The organism is Mycoplana ramosa (assembly GCF_041930185.1).
Classification (GTDB): Bacteria; Pseudomonadota; Alphaproteobacteria; order Rhizobiales; family Rhizobiaceae; genus Mycoplana; species Mycoplana ramosa.
Genome location: NZ_JBHEEW010000024.1, coordinates 1 through 18,076, shown reverse-complemented (window position 1 = coordinate 18,076; position 18,076 = coordinate 1). Strand labels below are relative to the sequence as shown.

The window sequence follows — 18,076 nt, the reverse complement described above, 5'->3', positions numbered from 1 at the left end:
GCGTCGATCTGGTCATACGCCTTGAACTCGCCGAAGAACTTCGTGATCGCCGCCGTCGTCGACGTCTTGCCGTGGTCAACGTGGCCGATCGTGCCGATGTTTACGTGAGGCTTGGTGCGCTCAAACTTACCTTTTGCCATTTCCGGCTCTCCATATCTGTCCCCTGGAGGGGGAATAGTTCAAATCGTTTCGGATGGGTGTTCCGGTCACTTCTGACCGGAATACTTCGCCTGGATTTCCTGCGCCACGTTCGACGGAACCGGCGCATAGTGATCGAACGTCATGGTGTACTGCGCGCGGCCCTGGGACATCGAGCGCAGGTTGTCGACGTACTTGAACATGTTTGCCAGCGGCACGTGGGCGTTGATGACAACCGCCACGCCACGCGCTTCCTGACCCTGGATCTGACCACGACGCGAGTTGAGGTCACCGATCACGTCACCGACGTAATCTTCCGGAGTCACGACCTCGACCTTCATCATCGGCTCGAGGAGCTGAGCACCGGCCTTCTTTGCCGCCTCGCGGAAGCAAGCCCGCGAGGCGATTTCGAAGGCGAGAACCGAGGAGTCGACATCGTGGAACGCACCGTCGATCAGGGTCGCCTTGACGCCGAGCATCGGGAAGCCGGCAAGCGGACCAGACGTCAGAACGCTTTCGATGCCCTTCTGGACGCCGGGGATGTATTCCTTCGGAACCGCACCGCCAACGATCTTGGACTCGAACTTGAAATCTTCGCCTTCCGGATTCGGTTCGAAGACGATCTTGACGCGGGCGAACTGGCCGGTACCACCGGTCTGCTTCTTGTGCGTGTAGTCCTCCTCGCAGGCCTTGGTGATCGTTTCGCGGTAGGCAACCTGCGGCGCGCCGACGTTCGCTTCGACCTTGAACTCGCGACGCATGCGGTCGACGAGGATGTCGAGGTGAAGTTCACCCATGCCGGCGATGATCGTCTGGCCGGATTCCTGGTCGGTCTTGACGCGGAAGGACGGGTCTTCGGCAGCCAGACGGTTGAGCGCGAGGCCCATCTTTTCCTGGTCGCCCTTGGACTTCGGCTCGATCGCGATCTGGATGACCGGCTCGGGGAATTCCATGCGCTCAAGGATGACCGGCTTCAGCGGGTCGCAGAGCGTGTCACCGGTCGTGGTTTCCTTCAGTCCGGCCAGAGCAACGATGTCGCCTGCGAAGGCTTCTTCGATGTCTTCACGCGAGTTGGAGTGCATCTGCAGCATACGGCCGACGCGCTCGCGCTTGTCCTTGACCGTGTTCATCACCGAGGCACCCTTTTCGAGCTTGCCCGAGTAGATGCGGCAGAAGGTGAGCGAACCAACGAAGGGGTCGTTCATGATCTTGAACGCCAGCATCGACAGCGGCTCGTTGTCATCGGAATGACGCTCGATTTCAGCTTCCGTCTTGAAGTCGATGCCCTTGATGGCCGGAATGTCGACCGGCGACGGCAGGTAGTCGACGACGGCGTCGAGCAGCGGCTGAACGCCCTTGTTCTTGAAGGCCGTTCCGCAGAAGACCGGATGGAACTTGACGTCGATGGTGCCGCGGCGAACGAGTTCGCGGATCTTGTCGTTGTCCGGCATCTGGCCTTCGAGATAGGCTTCCATCGCGGCTTCGTCGATCTCGACAACAGTCTCGATCAGCTTTTCGCGATATTCTTCAGCCTGGGCCCGCATGTCTTCCGGGATCTCGACAACGTCCCACTGCGCGCCAAGCGCTTCGTCGCGCCAGACGAGGGCGTTCATCTCGATCAGGTCGACGACGCCCTGGAACTCGCTCTCGGCGCCGATCGGCAGCTGCATGGCAACCGGGATCGCACCCAGGCGAGACTTGATCATGCTCAGGCAGCGATAGAAATCAGCGCCCGTCTTGTCCATCTTGTTGCAGAAGATCATGCGCGGAACATGATACTTCTCGGCCTGGCGCCAGACGGTCTCCGTCTGCGGCTCGACACCGGCGTTGGAATCGAGCAGCGCAACCGCGCCGTCGAGCACGCGCAGCGAACGCTCGACTTCAATGGTGAAGTCGACGTGGCCGGGGGTGTCGATGATGTTGAAGCGGCGCATCTTGCCGTCACGGCCCTTCCAGAAGGTCGTGGTGGCGGCGGACGTGATGGTGATGCCGCGCTCCTGCTCCTGCTCCATCCAGTCCATCGTCGAGGCGCCGTCGTGGGTCTCGCCCATCTTGTGCGACTTGCCGGTGTAGTAGAGGATGCGCTCGGTCGTGGTGGTCTTGCCGGCGTCGATGTGCGCCATGATACCGAAGTTACGGTAGTCTTCGATCTTGTATTCGCGTGCCATAAGGAACTGCCTTTTTCGAGATTACCAGCGGTAGTGCGAGAACGCGCGGTTGGCGTCTGCCATCTTGTGCGTGTCTTCGCGCTTCTTGACGGCGCTGCCGCGGTTGTTCGCCGCATCCATGAGTTCGCCCGAGAGGCGCTCGACCATGGTGGTTTCATTCCGCTTGCGCGCCGCGGCGATCAGCCAACGGATTGCGAGGGCCTGACGGCGCTCCGGACGAACGTCGACCGGAACCTGGTAGGTCGCGCCACCGACGCGACGCGAGCGCACTTCGACGTGCGGCGCGACGTTGTCGAGAGCAGAATGGAAAACCGTCACCGGATCCTGCTTGGACTTGCCCTGGACAACGTCGAAGGCGCCGTAAACGATCGTTTCGGCGACGGACTTCTTGCCGTCCAGCATGATGGCGTTCATGAACTTGGTGACTACGAGGTCGCCGAACTTCGGGTCCGGGTTGATCTCGCGCTTTTCTGCTTTATGGCGACGGGACATACTTTTCGTCTTTCAACTTAGATTGGGTTCCAGCGAAATGGCGCCGGTGACTGGTTACTTCGGACGCTTCGCGCCGTACTTGGAGCGACGCTGCTTGCGGTTCTTCACACCCTGGGTGTCGAGAACGCCGCGGATGATGTGATAACGCACACCCGGAAGGTCCTTCACGCGGCCGCCGCGGATCATGACGACGGAGTGCTCCTGAAGGTTGTGACCCTCCCCCGGGATGTAGCCGATCACCTCGAAGCCATTGGTCAGGCGGATCTTGGCGACCTTACGCAGAGCCGAGTTCGGCTTCTTCGGCGTGGTCGTGTAGACGCGGGTGCATACGCCGCGCTTCTGCGGGTTCTCCTGAAGAGCGGGAACCTTGTTGCGCTTTACCTGTGCCTGACGCGGCTTACGGATCAGCTGTTGTACGGTAGGCATATAACCATCCCTTGCAATTTTGTCTCGTTACCCTTCCGGGCGGAAATGTACCGTTTCCGGCGACTGCCACACGCTTGCGTTCATGCACAAAACAGGACCGATCCGCTTATCGCAGATGGCCCCCAAAGGCAGAGGACGCGATATTCCCGCGTCATGCGCACAGCAGTCATGTCTTCAACGTGCGTTGGAGCCTTGTTTGAGTCGAACTTCAGAACGAGTCGAACTGAACCAGCCAGCCTCACATGGGCTCCGATGCGCGTGCCATCTACTGACTTATACCCCTGGCGTCAAGGGGAGCCGGGAAATATTCTTTCGCGCAGGACATCAAAAGCCCTGAAAAGCGGGGTTTTCGCGTCGATACCCGACGCTTGCTCTAGAAACCGTTATCCGGCTTGGAGCGAAGCCTCTTGCACAGCCATTCTTAAAGAATCATGAAGAAGGAATCAATGCCGATCTCAGCCAAGCCAACCGGCGCCCACGCTGACAGCCGAGACGGCTTACCGGACCACGATTGTCGTCACTTTTCATTTGTCGGCAATCGGCGTATGCAGGACGCCTCTTGCACGCTCGCAGCATTCCGAAGGACAGCACCATGGCCATCTCACCCGACAACGACAATACCGAGGACGCAATGGTGTTCATCATCATCGGCAAGGCCTATGAGCGCGATGGCGACGAGGAAGGCATCGACATCCACGTCATGCTGCGGGCTCCGGACGATGACAGTGCGGTGCGCGAGGCGCTCAATGCGCTGGCGGAGGAAGGCTTCCTCGAAGCCGACCTCGATCAGATCGGCACCTTGTCCGGCGCGCCCGAAGACGAACCGCACGCTTCCGCCTATCACGGGGCGCTTGAAGGTGAGGTTGCGATCATTCGCTTTGCGTGAGCGCCGGCGGGTCCCTTGACCCGCTGATGCGTGAGTTGTTCGTTCAAGCAAGACTCCGCCGATCTCCACAGGCCCCAAGCGCGTTCCCGTTCTGCGTCGATCGGCGAAGTGCTCGGGAGCCTAGACCTCCCAGGCGAGGTAGACGGCTCCTGCTCCGTCGCTGAAGGTGGCACCGGTAACGGTCCCGCCGACGGCGACATCACCCTCGTATTGGAAACCCCTCCCCCTCAGGAGGATTTCTCCACCGCGGGCGTCCCGATAGACTGCCGTTGTCGCGGATTTCACGATCAGTTTCGGCAAGCTTCCATTGACGGCACCCAAATGCGATTCAGCAGGGTGCGATATGCATTCTACTTCATCTGCCATCGAATTCCCCTCTGGATGTATGTTGCAGTGTAACTTTTGCGTGCAAAGAATTGCGCCGACCACCCCCATTTGGGTTAGGCTCGCAATTTTTTTATGAGTGACGCAATCTCGCCGCAGCATTTGCGGGACGGCCATGGCGCGCCCGGCGCTGAAAGGATGCCCGCGGAATCGACCCATGTCATCCTCAAAAAAAACGCCCGGATCTCTCCGGGCGTTCTGTATTTGTCGCCGCGCCAGGCGCGACACGACTGCCAGCTTACTCGCCGGCCGGGACGCTGACCTCTTCGGCCAAGTCCGCAAGCATCGGGGTGGCAACCGCCGCCCCCGTCGACTTCCGGCGTTCGTCGAGGATCATCTCGTCGCGCGCCGTCGCAATACGGCGGATCTGGGTCATGGTTCCGCCCGTACCGGCCGGGATCAGGCGGCCGACAATGACGTTCTCCTTCAGACCCTGCAGGCCATCCGTCTTGCCTGCGATCGCGGCTTCCGTCAGCACCTTCGTCGTTTCCTGGAAGGATGCGGCGGAGATGAAGGACGGGGTCTGCAGCGACGCCTTGGTGATGCCGAGCAGGACCGGTTCGCCGAAGGCCGGCTTCTTGCCTTCCTCGATCAGGCGGTCGTTGACGTCTTCCAGCTCGATCCGATCGACGTTGTCACCGACGATGTAGGTGCTGTCGCCCGCATCGGTGATCTCAACCTTCTGCAGCATCTGGCGAACGATCACCTCGATGTGCTTGTCGTTGATCAGAACGCCCTGCAACCGGTAGACTTCCTGGATTTCGTTGACGAGGTACGAAGCAAGCGCTTCGACGCCCTTGATCGCCAGGATGTCGTGCGGCGCCGGGTTGCCGTCGAGGATATAGTCACCCTTTTCGATATAGTCGCCGTCCTGAAGATGGAAGGGCTTGCCCTTCGGGATCAGGTACTCGACAGGCTCGACGCCGTCTTCCGCCGGCTCGATCGTGATGCGCCGCTTGTTCTTGTAGTCGCGGCCGAAACGGACCGTACCATCGATCTCGGCGATGATGGCGTGGTCCTTCGGACGGCGAGCCTCGAACAGTTCGGCAACGCGCGGCAGACCACCGGTGATGTCCTTGGTCTTGGCGCTTTCCAGCGGCGAACGGGCAAGCACGTCGCCCTGGCTGACCTTCTGTCCGGGCTCGACCGAGAGGATCGCGTCGACCGAGAGCATGAAGCGGGCTTCACCACCGCGGGCAAGCTTGGCAACGGCGCCGTTCTTGTCCTTGATGATGATCGCCGGCTTCAGGTCGGATCCACGCGGTGTCGAACGCCAGTCGATAACCTGACGCTTGGTGATGCCGGTCGACTCGTCGGTCGCTTCCAGAACGGAGATGCCGTCGACCACGTCCTCGAAGTGAACGGTACCCTCCACTTCCGTCATCATCGGACGGGTGTAGGGGTCCCACTCGGCGAGACGCTGGCCGCGCTTCACCTTGTCGCCGTCGTCGACGAAGATCTTCGAACCGTAGGCAACGCGCTGCGAGGAACGCTCCACGCCACGCTCGTCCAGGATCTGGATCGCCATGTTGCGGCCCATGGCGACGAGAGCGCCGTCGGAGTTGCGCAGCATGTTGCGGTTCTTGATCTGCACCGTGCCCTCGTAGGAGGCTTCCAGGAACGACTGGTCGACCACGGTGGCGGTGCCGCCAAGGTGGAACGTACGCATCGTCAGCTGGGTGCCCGGCTCACCGATCGACTGCGCGGCAATGACGCCGACCGCTTCGCCCATGTTGACCGGCGTCCCGCGGGCCAGGTCGCGGCCGTAGCAGACGCCGCAAACGCCCGTCTGGATTTCGCAGGTCAGCGCCGAACGGATACGGATCGACTGGATACCGGCCTTCTCGATCTCGATGACGTCGGGCTCGAGGATCATCTTGCCGGCATCGACGATGCGAGCGCCAGTGACCGGATGATCGATGTCGTCGAGCGCCGTACGGCCGAGGATGCGCTGGCCGAGCGAGGCCACCACCTGGCCGGCATCGACGATCGCCGTCATGGTCAGGCCCTTGTCGGTGCCGCAATCGACGGAGTTGACGATGCAATCCTGCGCGACGTCGACGAGACGGCGGGTCAGGTAACCGGAGTTCGCGGTCTTCAAGGCGGTATCTGCCAGACCCTTACGGGCACCGTGCGTCGAGTTGAAGTACTCGTTCACGGTCAGGCCTTCCTTGAAGTTCGAGATGATCGGCGTCTCGATGATTTCACCCGACGGCTTGGCCATCAGGCCGCGCATGCCGCCCAACTGGCGCATCTGGTTCGGCGAACCACGAGCACCCGAGTGCGACATCATGTAGATCGAGTTCATCGGCTTCTGGCGACCGGTCTCGGGATCGAATTCGACGGCCTTGATGCGGGCCATCATTTCTTCGGCGACCTTCTCGGTGGCCTTGCCCCAGGCGTCGACAACCTTGTTGTACTTCTCGCCCTGGGTGATCAGGCCGTCGTTGTACTGCTGCTCGTATTCCTTCACGAGCGCTTCGGTGTCGCCGACGATCTTCACCTTCGTGTCCGGTATCACCATGTCGTCCTTGCCGAACGAAATGCCGGCCTTGCACGCGTGCGTGAAGCCGAGCTGCATGATCCGGTCGCAGAAGATGACCGTGTCCTTCTGGCCGCAGTGACGGTAGACCGTGTCGATCATCTTCGAGATGTTCTTCTTGGTCATTTCCTGGTTGCAGATGTCGAACGGCACGTTGGCGTTCTTCGGCAGAAGTTCGCCGATCATCAGGCGGCCAGGGGTCGTCTCGTAGATCTTCGAGACCGGGTTGCCCTCGGCGTCGACGGTCTTGTAGCGGCCCTTGATCTTGGAGTGCAGGGTCACGGACTTGGTTTCAAGCGCGTGCTGCAGTTCGCCGAGATCGGAGAAGGCCATGCCTTCGCCCGGCTCGTTCTGGTTCATGATCGACAGGTAGTAGAGGCCGAGAACCATGTCCTGCGAGGGCACGATGATCGGTGCACCGTTGGCCGGGTGCAGGATGTTGTTGGTCGACATCATCAGAACGCGGGCTTCGAGCTGCGCTTCGAGCGACAGCGGCACGTGAACGGCCATCTGGTCGCCGTCGAAGTCGGCGTTGAAGGCTGTGCAGACGAGCGGGTGCAGTTGGATCGCCTTGCCCTCGACCAGGATCGGTTCGAAGGCCTGGATGCCCAGGCGGTGCAGCGTCGGCGCGCGGTTCAAGAGAACCGGATGCTCGCGGATGACCTCGTCGAGGATATCCCAGACTTCCGGCTTTTCCTTCTCGACCAGCTTCTTGGCCTGCTTGACGGTCGAGGAGAAACCCTTCGCGTCGAGGCGGGCGTAGATGAACGGCTTGAACAGCTCCAGCGCCATCTTCTTCGGCAGGCCGCACTGGTGCAGCTTCAGTTCCGGACCGGTCACGATGACCGAACGGCCGGAATAGTCGACGCGCTTGCCGAGCAGGTTCTGACGGAAGCGGCCCTGCTTGCCCTTCAGCATGTCGGACAGCGACTTCAGCGGACGCTTGTTGGCGCCGGTGATGACGCGGCCGCGACGGCCGTTGTCGAACAGCGCGTCGACAGATTCCTGCAGCATGCGCTTTTCGTTGCGGATGATGATGCCGGGGGCGCGCAGTTCGATCAGCCGCTTCAGACGATTGTTGCGGTTGATGACGCGGCGATAGAGATCGTTGAGGTCGGAGGTCGCGAAGCGGCCACCATCGAGCGGAACCAGCGGACGCAGATCCGGCGGGATCACCGGCACGACCTTCATGATCATCCATTCCGGACGGTTGCCGGAATCGATGAAGTTCTCGACGATCTTCAGGCGCTTCATCAGCTTCTTCTGCTTGAGGTCCGACGTGGTGTCGGCAAGCTCGGAACGCAGGTCGCCCGCGATCTTCTCCAGGTTCATCGAAGCGAGCATCTCGTAGATCGCCTCGGCGCCGATCATGGCGGTGAACTGGTCCTCGCCATATTCATCGACCGCGATCATGTACTCTTCTTCGGAAAGAAGCTGGTTTTCCTTCAGCGCCGTCAGGCCCGGCTCGGTGACGATGTAGTTCTCGAAATAGAGAACGCGTTCGACATCCTTCAGCGTCATATCGAGAAGCGTCGCGATGCGCGAGGGCAGCGACTTCAGGAACCAGATGTGGGCAACCGGCGCTGCGAGCTCGATATGGCCCATGCGCTCGCGGCGAACGCGCGACAAAGTCACTTCGACGCCGCACTTCTCGCAGATGATGCCCTTGTACTTCATGCGCTTGTACTTGCCGCACAGGCACTCGTAGTCCTTGATCGGCCCGAAAATGCGCGCGCAGAAGAGACCGTCGCGTTCCGGCTTGAACGTGCGGTAGTTGATCGTCTCCGGCTTCTTGATCTCGCCATAAGACCAGGAAAGAATCTTCTCCGGGGACGCAATCGAGATCCGGATGGAATCGAAGGTCTGTGCAGGCACCTGCGGATTGAAAAGATTCATGACCTCTTGGTTCATGCCTGTCTCCTTATCGGGCCTGAGGCCCTCAACTTAGCGGGCAAATGCGGCGATACCCGGGTGCCACATTGCCGCTTGAAACGGATAATGCCGCCCTTTCGAGGAGCGACCGGCCCCCTTCCCGCCATTGGCCGGGAGCGGGGAATGGTGCGCGCCGCGAGGCAGCGCGCACCCCTTGAGCTTTACTCGGCTGCGTCCGGAAGCTGCGCCTCGGCGGTCTGCTCGACCTTCGAGTTCTCCAGCTCGACCGACAGACCCAGCGAGCGCATTTCCTTGACGAGAACGTTGAAGCTCTCCGGAATGCCTGCCTCGAAGGTGTCGTCGCCACGTACGATCGCCTCGTAGACCTTGGTACGGCCCGCCACGTCGTCCGACTTCACCGTCAGCATCTCCTGCAGGGTGTAGGCGGCGCCGTAGGCTTCGAGGGCCCAGACCTCCATTTCCCCGAAGCGCTGACCGCCGAACTGCGCCTTGCCGCCCAGCGGCTGCTGGGTCACGAGCGAGTACGGGCCGATCGAACGGGCGTGGATCTTGTCGTCCACAAGGTGGTTCAGCTTCAGCATGTAGATGTAGCCGACGGTGACCTGGCGGTCGAACTGGTCGCCGGTCCGGCCGTCATAGAGCGTCGACTGGCCGGTGACGTTGAGTCCGGCCTGTGCGAGCATCTCGTTGACGTCCTTCTCGACGGCTCCGTCGAAGACCGGAGTCGCGATCGACACGCCACGGCGGGTCTGCTCGGCAAGCCGAACAATCGACTCGTCGTCATACTGCTTGATCGGCTCGCCCTTCGGGCCGGAACCGATGACGCTGTCGATGGTGTCGCGCAGCGGCTGGATTTCGCCGCCCGCCTTGTAGGCGTCCAGCATGTCGCCGATCTTCTTGCCCATGCCGGCGCAAGCCCAGCCCAGATGCGTCTCCAGGATCTGGCCGACGTTCATGCGCGAGGGCACGCCCAGCGGATTCAGCACGATGTCCACATGCGTGCCGTCCTCGAGGAACGGCATGTCCTCGACCGGAACGATGCGCGAGACGACGCCCTTGTTGCCGTGACGGCCGGCCATCTTGTCGCCCGGCTGGATCTTGCGCTTCACCGCGACGAAGACCTTGACCATCTTCATCACGCCCGGAGGCATTTCGTCGCCGCGCTGGACCTTCTCGACCTTGTCCATGAAGCGCTGCTCAAGGCGCGACTTGGATTCGTCATACTGGCCGCGAAGCGCCTCGATCTCGCCCTGGACCTTCTCGTCCTCCACGGCGAACATCCACCACTGCGAGCGGGGATATTCGGAGATGACGGCGTTGGAGAGCTCGGTGCCCTTCTTGAAGCCCTTCGGACCGGCAACCGCAACGTGGCCGCGCAACATGTCGATCAATCGGCCGTAGACGTTACGGTCCAGGATCGCCTGCTCGTCGTCACGGTCCTTGGCGAGACGCTCGATTTCCTCGCGCTCGATCGCCATCGCGCGCTCGTCCTTCTCCACGCCGTGGCGGTTGAAGACGCGCACTTCGACGACGGTGCCGAAGGTGCCCGGCGGCATGCGCATCGACGTATCGCGAACGTCGGACGCCTTCTCGCCGAAGATGGCGCGCAAGAGCTTTTCCTCCGGCGTCATCGGGCTCTCGCCCTTCGGCGTGATCTTGCCGACGAGGATGTCGCCCGGCTGAACCTCGGCGCCGATGTAGACGATGCCGGCCTCGTCCAGATTCTTCAGCGCTTCTTCCGAAACGTTCGGAATGTCGCGGGTGATTTCTTCCGGACCGAGCTTGGTGTCGCGCGCCATCACCTCGAATTCCTCGATGTGGATGGAGGTGAACACGTCGTCGGACACGATGCGCTCGGAGAGCAGGATCGAGTCTTCGTAGTTGTAGCCGTTCCACGGCATGAACGCGACGAGCGCGTTGCGGCCGAGCGCCAGGTCGCCGAGGTCGGTCGACGGACCGTCGGCAATGATGTCGCCCTTGTTCAGAACGTCGCCGACGGTGACCAGCGGGCGCTGGTTGACGCAGGTGTTCTGGTTGGAGCGCTGGAACTTCTGCAGCCGGTAGATATCGACGCCCGACTTGCCCGGATCGAGGTCTTCGGTGGCGCGGATAACGATACGTGTCGCATCCACCTGGTCGACGACGCCGCCGCGGCGGGCCGCAATTGCAGCACCCGAGTCACGGGCGACGACCGGCTCCATGCCGGTGCCGACAAACGGCGCTTCCGCCCGCAGGAGCGGCACGGCCTGACGCTGCATGTTCGAGCCCATCAGCGCGCGGTTGGCGTCATCGTTCTCGAGGAACGGAATGAGCGCGGCCGCGACGGAAACGAGCTGCTTCGGCGAAACGTCCATCAGGTTGATCTGTTCGCGCGGCGCCAGCATGACTTCGCCGGCGTGACGGCAGACGACGAACTCTTCCTCGAACCCGCCATCGGCGCTCAGGATCGAGTTCGCCTGGGCGACGTGGTATTTCGCCTCTTCCATTGCCGACAGGTAGACCACCTCAGTCGTCACCTTGCCGTCGACGATCTTGCGGTACGGGCTTTCGATGAAGCCATACTTGTTGACGCGCGCGAAGGTCGCCAGCGAGTTGATCAGACCGATGTTCGGGCCTTCCGGCGTCTCGATCGGGCAGATGCGGCCGTAGTGCGTCGGGTGAACGTCGCGGACCTCAAAGCCGGCGCGTTCGCGGGTCAGGCCGCCCGGGCCAAGGGCCGAGAGGCGGCGCTTGTGGGTGATCTCGGACAGCGGGTTCACCTGGTCCATGAACTGCGACAGCTGCGAGGAGCCGAAGAATTCGCGAACCGCAGCCGCGGCCGGCTTGGCGTTGATCAGGTCCTGCGGCATGACGGTGTCGATCTCGATCGACGACATGCGCTCCTTGATCGCGCGCTCCATGCGCAGCAGTCCGAGACGGTACTGGTTCTCCATCAGCTCGCCGACCGAACGGACGCGGCGGTTGCCGAGGTTGTCGATGTCGTCGATCTCGCCCTTGCCGTCGCGCAGGTCGACCAGCATCTTCACGACCGCCAGGATGTCTTCCTTGCGCAGCACGCGCACGGTGTCGGCAACGTCGAGGTCGAGACGCATGTTCATCTTCACGCGACCGACGGCGGACAGGTCATAGCGCTCGGGATCGAAGAACAGCGACTGGAACATCGCCTCGGCCGAATCCATCGTCGGCGGCTCGCCCGGACGCATGACGCGGTAGATGTCGAACAGCGCGTCCTGACGGTTCTCGTTCTTGTCCGCGGCAAGCGTGTTGCGAATGTAGGCGCCGACGTTGATGTGGTCGATGTCGAGGACGGGAATCTCGTCGAAGCCCGCCGACAGGATCACCGGAAGGGTCTTCTCGTCGATTTCGTCGCCGGCTTCCAGATAGATTTCACCGGTGGAGTAGTTGACGACGTCTTCGGCCAGATAGTTGCCGTACAGATCGTCATCGGTCGCCTTCAGCGCCTTCAACCCCTTCTCGGTCAGTTGCTTGAGCAGGCGCGGCGTCAGCTTCTTGCCGGACTCGACCACAACTTCGCCGGTGTCGGCGTCGATCATGTCGGCAACGGCCTTCTGGCCCCTCAAGGCTTCCGGATGGAACGGCACGCGCCAGCCTTCGCCGTCGCGCTGGTAGAGCGACTTGGTGTAAAAGGTCGACAGGATTTCCTCGCCGTCCATGCCAAGCGCCATCAGCAGCGAGGTCACCGGGATCTTGCGGCGACGGTCGATGCGGGCATGGACGATGTCCTTGGCGTCGAACTCGATGTCGAGCCAGGAGCCGCGATAGGGAATGACGCGCGCAGCAAACAGCAGCTTGCCGGAGGAGTGGCTCTTGCCCTTGTCGTGATCGAAGAAGACGCCCGGCGAACGGTGCATCTGCGAGACGATGACGCGCTCGGTGCCGTTGACGATGAAGGTACCGTTGTCCGTCATGAGCGGCATGTCGCCCATGTAGACGTTCTGTTCCTTGATGTCCTTGATAGACTTGGCGCCGGTATCCTCGTCGATATCGAACACGATGAGGCGCAGCGTCACCTTGAGCGGCGCGGCATAGGTCAGGTCGCGCTGACGGCATTCTTCCACGTCGAACTTCGGCGGCTCGAACTCATAGGAAACGAACTCCAGCATCGACGCGCCGGAGAAATCCGTGATCGGGAAAACCGACTTGAAGACGGACTGAAGGCCCTCGTCCGGGCGGCCGCCCGCGGGCTCCTCGACCATCAGAAACTGATCATACGACGCCTTTTGAACCTCGATGAGGTTCGGCATCTCTGCTACTTCGGGAATTTTTCCAAAAAACTTGCGTACGCGCCTACGACCGTTAAACGAAAGGGTCTGAGCCATCGTCGCTCCTTCAATTTTGTGCATCCGGGCCTGCAACGGACGGGGTTCGCTGGCCAGTCGATCCCGTCGATCAATGGGTATTCTCAACCTCGTCCCGCCTCGCGAACACACCGGCCGGATTGCCTGGAGCGGTTCGGTTCGGGACCATCCTCTTGAGAACCCATTACCCAAGATCCGTTTTCGACGGATCTTGGGTAATCAGTTCGGGGAAATGACCGGGGAAGGAGACCCTTCCCCGGCACATTCCGATATTACTTGACGTCGACCTTGGCGCCGGCTTCTTCAAGCTTCTTCTTGAGGTCAGCGGCTTCAGCCTTGGAAACGGCTTCCTTGACCGGCTTCGGAGCGCCTTCGACGAGGTCCTTGGCTTCCTTGAGGCCGAGGCCGGTGATGGCGCGGACTTCCTTGATGACGTTGATCTTGTTCGCGCCGGCATCGGTGAGGATGACGTCGAACTCGGTCTTTTCTTCTTCGGCAGCAGCCGGAGCAGCACCGCCGCCAACAGCAGCAACGGCTACCGGAGCAGCAGCCGAAACGCCCCACTTTTCTTCGAGCATCTTGGAAAGCTCAGCGGCTTCCAGGACGGTCAGCGAGGAGAGGTCTTCAACGATCTTTGCGAGATCAGCCATTGTGATAGTTCCTTTTATTCGGTTCGAACTGGGTTGTTTGATTTACAGCGAAAAACCGCCTCAAGCGGCTTCGTCCTTCTTGGCGTAGGCGGCGAACACGCGAGCAAGCTGGCTTGCCGGTGCTGCAACGACCGTGGCAACGCGCGTTGCCGGGGCATTCAGCAGGCCCAGCAGCTTCGCACGCAGCTCGTCCAACGACGGCAGGGTCGCAAGCGACTTGACTGCATCGGCGTCGAGCGTGGTCGCACCCATGGCGCCACCGAGAACAACGAGCTTGTCGTTGGTCTTGGCGAAATCCATGGCAACCTTCGGAGCGGTCATCGGATCATTTGCATACGCAATGAGCGTCTGACCCTGGAAGAGATCGGTGATCCCCTCCGACTCCGTACCCTGAAGGGCAATCTTGGCCAGGCGGTTCTTCGCGACTTTGACGGTTCCGCCCGCTGCACGCATCTTCGAACGAAGATCGTTCATCTGTGCAACGGTGATACCGGCATAGCGGGCCACGACAACCGAACCGGAAGCCTTGAAGACTTCGTTCAGCTCCGTGACGAATTCGCGTTTTTCCGCTCTTTCCACTGCCTATCTCCAGTTGATGGGGCTACGAGTGCCGCAGTCCCCATCGGGTTTGCCTTTGCCGCCAGGGATCCTCTTGTCGAAGATCCCGAGCGACGCTCGAGGATCCTGTCCCCTCGCGCTCGACCATTCGGCCGGGGCACAAGGCAAGGTAGGTTCGAACCGAATCTTTTCCGCGCATCGCTGCGTAGTCGAAATCCAGGTCTTACCCGTCTCATGCAGGCAAAGTGATTAAGGGCCAACCACCTGCAATCTCGGACAGGAGTTCCGGGTTTCCCCGGAAATTCCCGGCCAGACATGACCGGGAATTCTTGCTACCGCCAGGCCGAGGCCCGGCGAAAATCCTTAGGCCGTAACGGTCGACGGATCGATCTTGACGCCCGGGCCCATGGTCGAGGAGATCGCTACGCGCTTGACGTAGTTGCCCTTGGCACCGGCCGGCTTTGCCTTGATGACCGCGTCCGCAAAGGCCTTGATGTTCTCTTCGAGCGCCTTGGCATCGAAGGAGGCCTTGCCGATACCGGCGTGAATGATGCCGGCCTTCTCGACGCGGAACTCGACTGCGCCGCCCTTGGACGCCTTGACAGCGCCGGTGACGTCCATCGTGACCGTGCCAACCTTCGGGTTCGGCATCATGCCACGCGGGCCGAGAACCTTACCGAGGCGACCGACGAGCGGCATCATGTCCGGGGTCGCAATGCAGCGATCGAAATCGATCTTGCCGCCCTGGACGATCTCCAGCAGGTCTTCCGCACCAACGATGTCTGCACCGGCGGCCTTGGCTTCGTCGGCCTTGGCGCCACGGGCGAAAACGGCGACACGAACGGTGCGGCCGGTGCCGTTGGGCAGGTTGACGACGCCACGGACCATCTGGTCGGCGTGGCGCGGATCGACGCCGAGGTTCATGGCGATTTCGACGGTTTCGTCGAACTTCGCCGTCGCCCGCTCCTTCACCAGAGCGATTGCGTCGCCGAGCGCGACGAGCTTGGTCGGATCGATCCCTTCACGGATCTTCTGAATACGCTTTGCAATCTTCGCCATGGTCTCAGCCCACCACTTCCAGGCCCATGGAGCGAGCCGAACCCGCCACCATCGCCATTGCGCCTTCTACGTCGGCAGCATTCAGGTCCTTCATCTTGGCCTCGGCGATCTTGCGGATCTGAGCCTCGGTGATCGTGCCGGCCTTCGCCTTGCCCGGGGTCTTGGAACCCGACTTCAGACCTGCTTCCTTCTTGAGGAAATAAGTCACCGGCGGCTGCTTCATCACAAAAGTGAAAGACTTGTCCTGGTAATAGGTGATGACGACCGGAATCGGCATACCCTTTTCCATCTCCTGCGTGGCGGCATTGAACGCCTTGCAGAATTCCATGATGTTAATGCCACGCTGACCAAGCGCAGGGCCGATCGGCGGGGACGGGTTTGCCGAACCTGCCGAGACCTGCAGCTTGAGCTGGCCTGCAACTTTCTTAGCCATTTCTCTCTGCCTTTCTGTACGCGACCGGTTGCCCGGTCATTCATGCCACCCAAAAAGCGGGCGGCGGCTGCGGTTGCGTGGTGCGGAACGTGGCGCCCGGCTTTTAGGCACCCTCCCTTCCACGCGGTTGCGGGAACTCCCGCGCGCCGGCTCTGGAGAACCGGAACTCCAACCGCGCCGCAACGGGGCCAAGCTCCGGCGGCGCCGGCAATCAGATTTTCTCGACCTGGGCGTATTCCAGCTCGACCGGTGTTGCGCGGCCGAAAATCGAAACCTCGACTTTCAGGCGCGAGCGCTCTTCGTCGACGTCCTGGACGATGCCGTTGAACGAGGCAAACGGCCCGTCGGAAACGCGAACCTGCTCGCCGATCTCGAAGGAAATCGACGGCTTCGGCCGATCGACACCCTCCTGCACCTGCCCGAGGATCCGCTCCGCCTCATGATCCGGAATCGGAATCGGCTTGTTGTCGGAGCCGAGGAAACCGGTCACCTTCGGGGTATTCTTGATGAGATGGTAAGCCTCGTCCGTCAGGTTGGCACGCACCAGCACGTAGCCCGGAAAGAACTTGCGCTCTGCATCGACCTTGCGGCCACGGCGCACTTCCACGACCTTTTCGGTCGGCACCAGGATCTTTTCGAACAGATGCTCAAGCCCTTTCTGGCGAGCCTTCTCTTCGATCGATTCGGCGACCTTCTTCTCGAAATTCGAATAGGCGTGAACGATGTACCAACGCGAAGCCATGCTCATCTCCACCCAATTACATTCCGACGTGCAGGATCAGGCCGATCAGCCAACCCATCAGCTGGTCCGCAGCAAAAAAGAACAATGCGGCGAAGAAGACCATAATGAATACCATCACGGTGGAGATCATCGTCTCGCGCCGCGTCGGCCAAGTCACTTTCGACGCTTCGGAGCGGACCTGCTGCAGAAACGCTATCGGATTCGTTTTGGATGCCATTGAATGCCCACGCCATTACGGCGCGTAAAGCCGAAACCTCAGCCCCACGCACCGCGTGTCTGTTTTGCCCTACATAAAGCGCGATTCTTCTTTTCACAAGAGGTAAACACGCTTTTCCCGAAAATGGACGCGACCGTCCATTTCTGCCGTCCGCATCCGCCGCAGACAAATCTGCGCTGACATGCGAATGGCAGGGGCAGAGGGGCTCGAACCCCCGACCTGCGGTTTTGGAGACCGCCGCTCTACCAACTGAGCTATACCCCTTCACGCTTTTCAGACAGGCATTTGGCCGCCGGCCGCGAGCACTGCTTGAAGCATGGCGTCCCCTTTAAGGCGGGACGGACGGAATGGCAAGTGCGATTTTCGACTTGTCCAAATTGCGCTGCAAACCGCGTCGACGCCCCCCATCCCCACAGCCGGCAGGCCGTCCGCAGGTTTCGATCCGCTGCATCACGCTGAGCTGAAATGACCGATTCGCGCCGTGCCCACACAAGGATGCCGTCGACCGTCAGCAGCCGGAACGATGGCCCGACGAAGCACGCCAGCGATCGCGCCATATACGCGCTACTGGCAGGCCGCTGCAGCGCTCCTAACCATCCACCGCGCAAGCGCCGATCATCGCACGCCTGTCGGCCATCCACCGCCTAACGTCGGCGGCAATCCAGTCGCCCCCCCCGCATCGGTGCCAAGCCGCTCCCGCGCGCATCAATTCGAGCGCTGCCGGAACAGACCCAGCGGCGCCCCAGCTATCAAGACATGCTTGTCGCCATCATTTCCGCGTCGCCTGGATGAGGTCGAGAGAGGCCTTGGGCGCTTTCTCGAATCAGCCTGTCAACTGCCCTCACCCCTTGGAGGGTAGCCCCCAACGCCCGCTCTCTTATCATCCTGGCCATACCATGCGGGCCGAGGCCGCTGACGAGCAGGTCCGGACGATCCGGCATCCACGGGAGAACCGGCCGGGAACGTGCCGCGACCGCACGACAGTCCCCCGGCTTCACATCGCTCAAAACCTCTTGAAACGAAAAGGGGCCTCGCACCCGCGAGGCCCCTCATTTCACATTCGCTTAGGCTGTCGGCCCTCGGCCTTGCCGTCGATTACTCGACGATCGAGGCGACGATGCCGGCGCCGACGGTGCGGCCGCCTTCGCGGATGGCGAAGCGCAGGCGCT

The 18,076-nt window shown here is 61.4% G+C and carries 15 protein-coding genes and 1 tRNA gene; 1 reads left to right on the top strand and 15 read right to left on the bottom strand.

What is annotated here, in order from left to right; all coding sequences use genetic code 11:
- The 4 genes from JNC62_RS20675 to rpsL all read right to left on the bottom strand — a co-directional run.
- The coding region (locus tag JNC62_RS20675) for a GTP-binding protein (RefSeq protein ID WP_374841334.1) at nucleotides 1-140 on the bottom strand (140 nt) is incomplete at its 3' end.
- 66 nt (nucleotides 141-206) lie between these two features.
- Nucleotides 207-2,306 carry an elongation factor G gene (fusA, locus tag JNC62_RS20670; RefSeq protein WP_374841332.1) on the bottom strand — a complete coding sequence of 700 codons (2,100 nt, stop codon included), beginning with the start codon at nucleotides 2,304-2,306 and terminating at the stop codon, nucleotides 207-209.
- A 21-nt stretch (nucleotides 2,307-2,327) separates the two neighbouring features.
- Nucleotides 2,328-2,798, bottom strand: a complete 471-nt coding sequence (rpsG, locus tag JNC62_RS20665; RefSeq protein WP_192244053.1) for a 30S ribosomal protein S7 — start codon at nucleotides 2,796-2,798, stop codon at nucleotides 2,328-2,330.
- Nucleotides 2,799-2,852: 54 nt separating this feature from the next.
- Nucleotides 2,853-3,224, bottom strand: a complete 372-nt coding sequence (gene rpsL / locus JNC62_RS20660) for a 30S ribosomal protein S12 (RefSeq protein ID WP_108001311.1) — start codon at nucleotides 3,222-3,224, stop codon at nucleotides 2,853-2,855.
- 592 nt (nucleotides 3,225-3,816) lie between these two features.
- Here rpsL and JNC62_RS20655 point away from each other — a divergent pair.
- Complete coding sequence (locus tag JNC62_RS20655) at nucleotides 3,817-4,110, top strand: transcriptional regulator (protein ID WP_374841330.1); 294 nt, start codon at nucleotides 3,817-3,819, stop codon at nucleotides 4,108-4,110.
- 120 nt (nucleotides 4,111-4,230) lie between these two features.
- Here the strand turns inward: JNC62_RS20655 and JNC62_RS20650 are convergent, their stop codons facing one another.
- The 11 genes from JNC62_RS20650 to JNC62_RS20600 form a co-directional block, all read right to left on the bottom strand.
- Nucleotides 4,231-4,395, bottom strand: coding sequence for a hypothetical protein (locus JNC62_RS20650; protein ID WP_374841329.1), 165 nt, complete (start codon nucleotides 4,393-4,395; stop codon nucleotides 4,231-4,233).
- Nucleotides 4,396-4,732: 337 nt separating this feature from the next.
- Nucleotides 4,733-8,947 carry a DNA-directed RNA polymerase subunit beta' gene (gene rpoC, locus JNC62_RS20645; RefSeq protein ID WP_374841327.1) on the bottom strand — a complete coding sequence of 1,405 codons (4,215 nt, stop codon included), beginning with the start codon at nucleotides 8,945-8,947 and terminating at the stop codon, nucleotides 4,733-4,735.
- Between the two features lie 182 nt (nucleotides 8,948-9,129).
- On the bottom strand, nucleotides 9,130-13,269 hold the full coding sequence (rpoB, locus tag JNC62_RS20640) for a DNA-directed RNA polymerase subunit beta (RefSeq protein WP_374841326.1): 4,140 nt from the start codon (nucleotides 13,267-13,269) through the stop codon (nucleotides 9,130-9,132).
- A gap of 251 nt (nucleotides 13,270-13,520) precedes the next feature.
- Entirely contained in the window at nucleotides 13,521-13,898 is a 378-nt protein-coding gene (gene rplL, locus JNC62_RS20635; RefSeq protein WP_374841324.1) for a 50S ribosomal protein L7/L12, read from the bottom strand.
- A gap of 60 nt (nucleotides 13,899-13,958) precedes the next feature.
- The gene (gene rplJ, locus JNC62_RS20630; RefSeq protein ID WP_310423685.1) at nucleotides 13,959-14,477 is read right to left on the bottom strand and encodes a 50S ribosomal protein L10; all 519 of its coding nucleotides are present in this window, start codon (nucleotides 14,475-14,477) and stop codon (nucleotides 13,959-13,961) included.
- A gap of 342 nt (nucleotides 14,478-14,819) precedes the next feature.
- Nucleotides 14,820-15,515 (bottom strand): 50S ribosomal protein L1, encoded by a 696-nt coding sequence (gene rplA / locus JNC62_RS20625; protein ID WP_374841322.1) that lies wholly within the window; start codon nucleotides 15,513-15,515, stop codon nucleotides 14,820-14,822.
- 4 nt (nucleotides 15,516-15,519) lie between these two features.
- Nucleotides 15,520-15,948 (bottom strand): 50S ribosomal protein L11, encoded by a 429-nt coding sequence (rplK, locus tag JNC62_RS20620; RefSeq protein ID WP_374841320.1) that lies wholly within the window; start codon nucleotides 15,946-15,948, stop codon nucleotides 15,520-15,522.
- 211 nt (nucleotides 15,949-16,159) lie between these two features.
- Nucleotides 16,160-16,690 carry a transcription termination/antitermination protein NusG gene (gene nusG / locus JNC62_RS20615; protein ID WP_374841318.1) on the bottom strand — a complete coding sequence of 177 codons (531 nt, stop codon included), beginning with the start codon at nucleotides 16,688-16,690 and terminating at the stop codon, nucleotides 16,160-16,162.
- A 16-nt stretch (nucleotides 16,691-16,706) separates the two neighbouring features.
- Nucleotides 16,707-16,907: a preprotein translocase subunit SecE gene (gene secE, locus JNC62_RS20610; RefSeq protein ID WP_374841317.1), complete on the bottom strand. Its 201-nt coding sequence runs from the start codon at nucleotides 16,905-16,907 to the stop codon at nucleotides 16,707-16,709.
- Nucleotides 16,908-17,095: 188 nt separating this feature from the next.
- Nucleotides 17,096-17,171: transfer RNA gene (locus tag JNC62_RS20605), tRNA-Trp, on the bottom strand.
- Between the two features lie 831 nt (nucleotides 17,172-18,002).
- On the bottom strand, nucleotides 18,003-18,076 hold a 74-nt coding region (locus JNC62_RS20600), incomplete at its 5' end, for an EF-Tu C-terminal domain-related protein (RefSeq protein ID WP_445482862.1).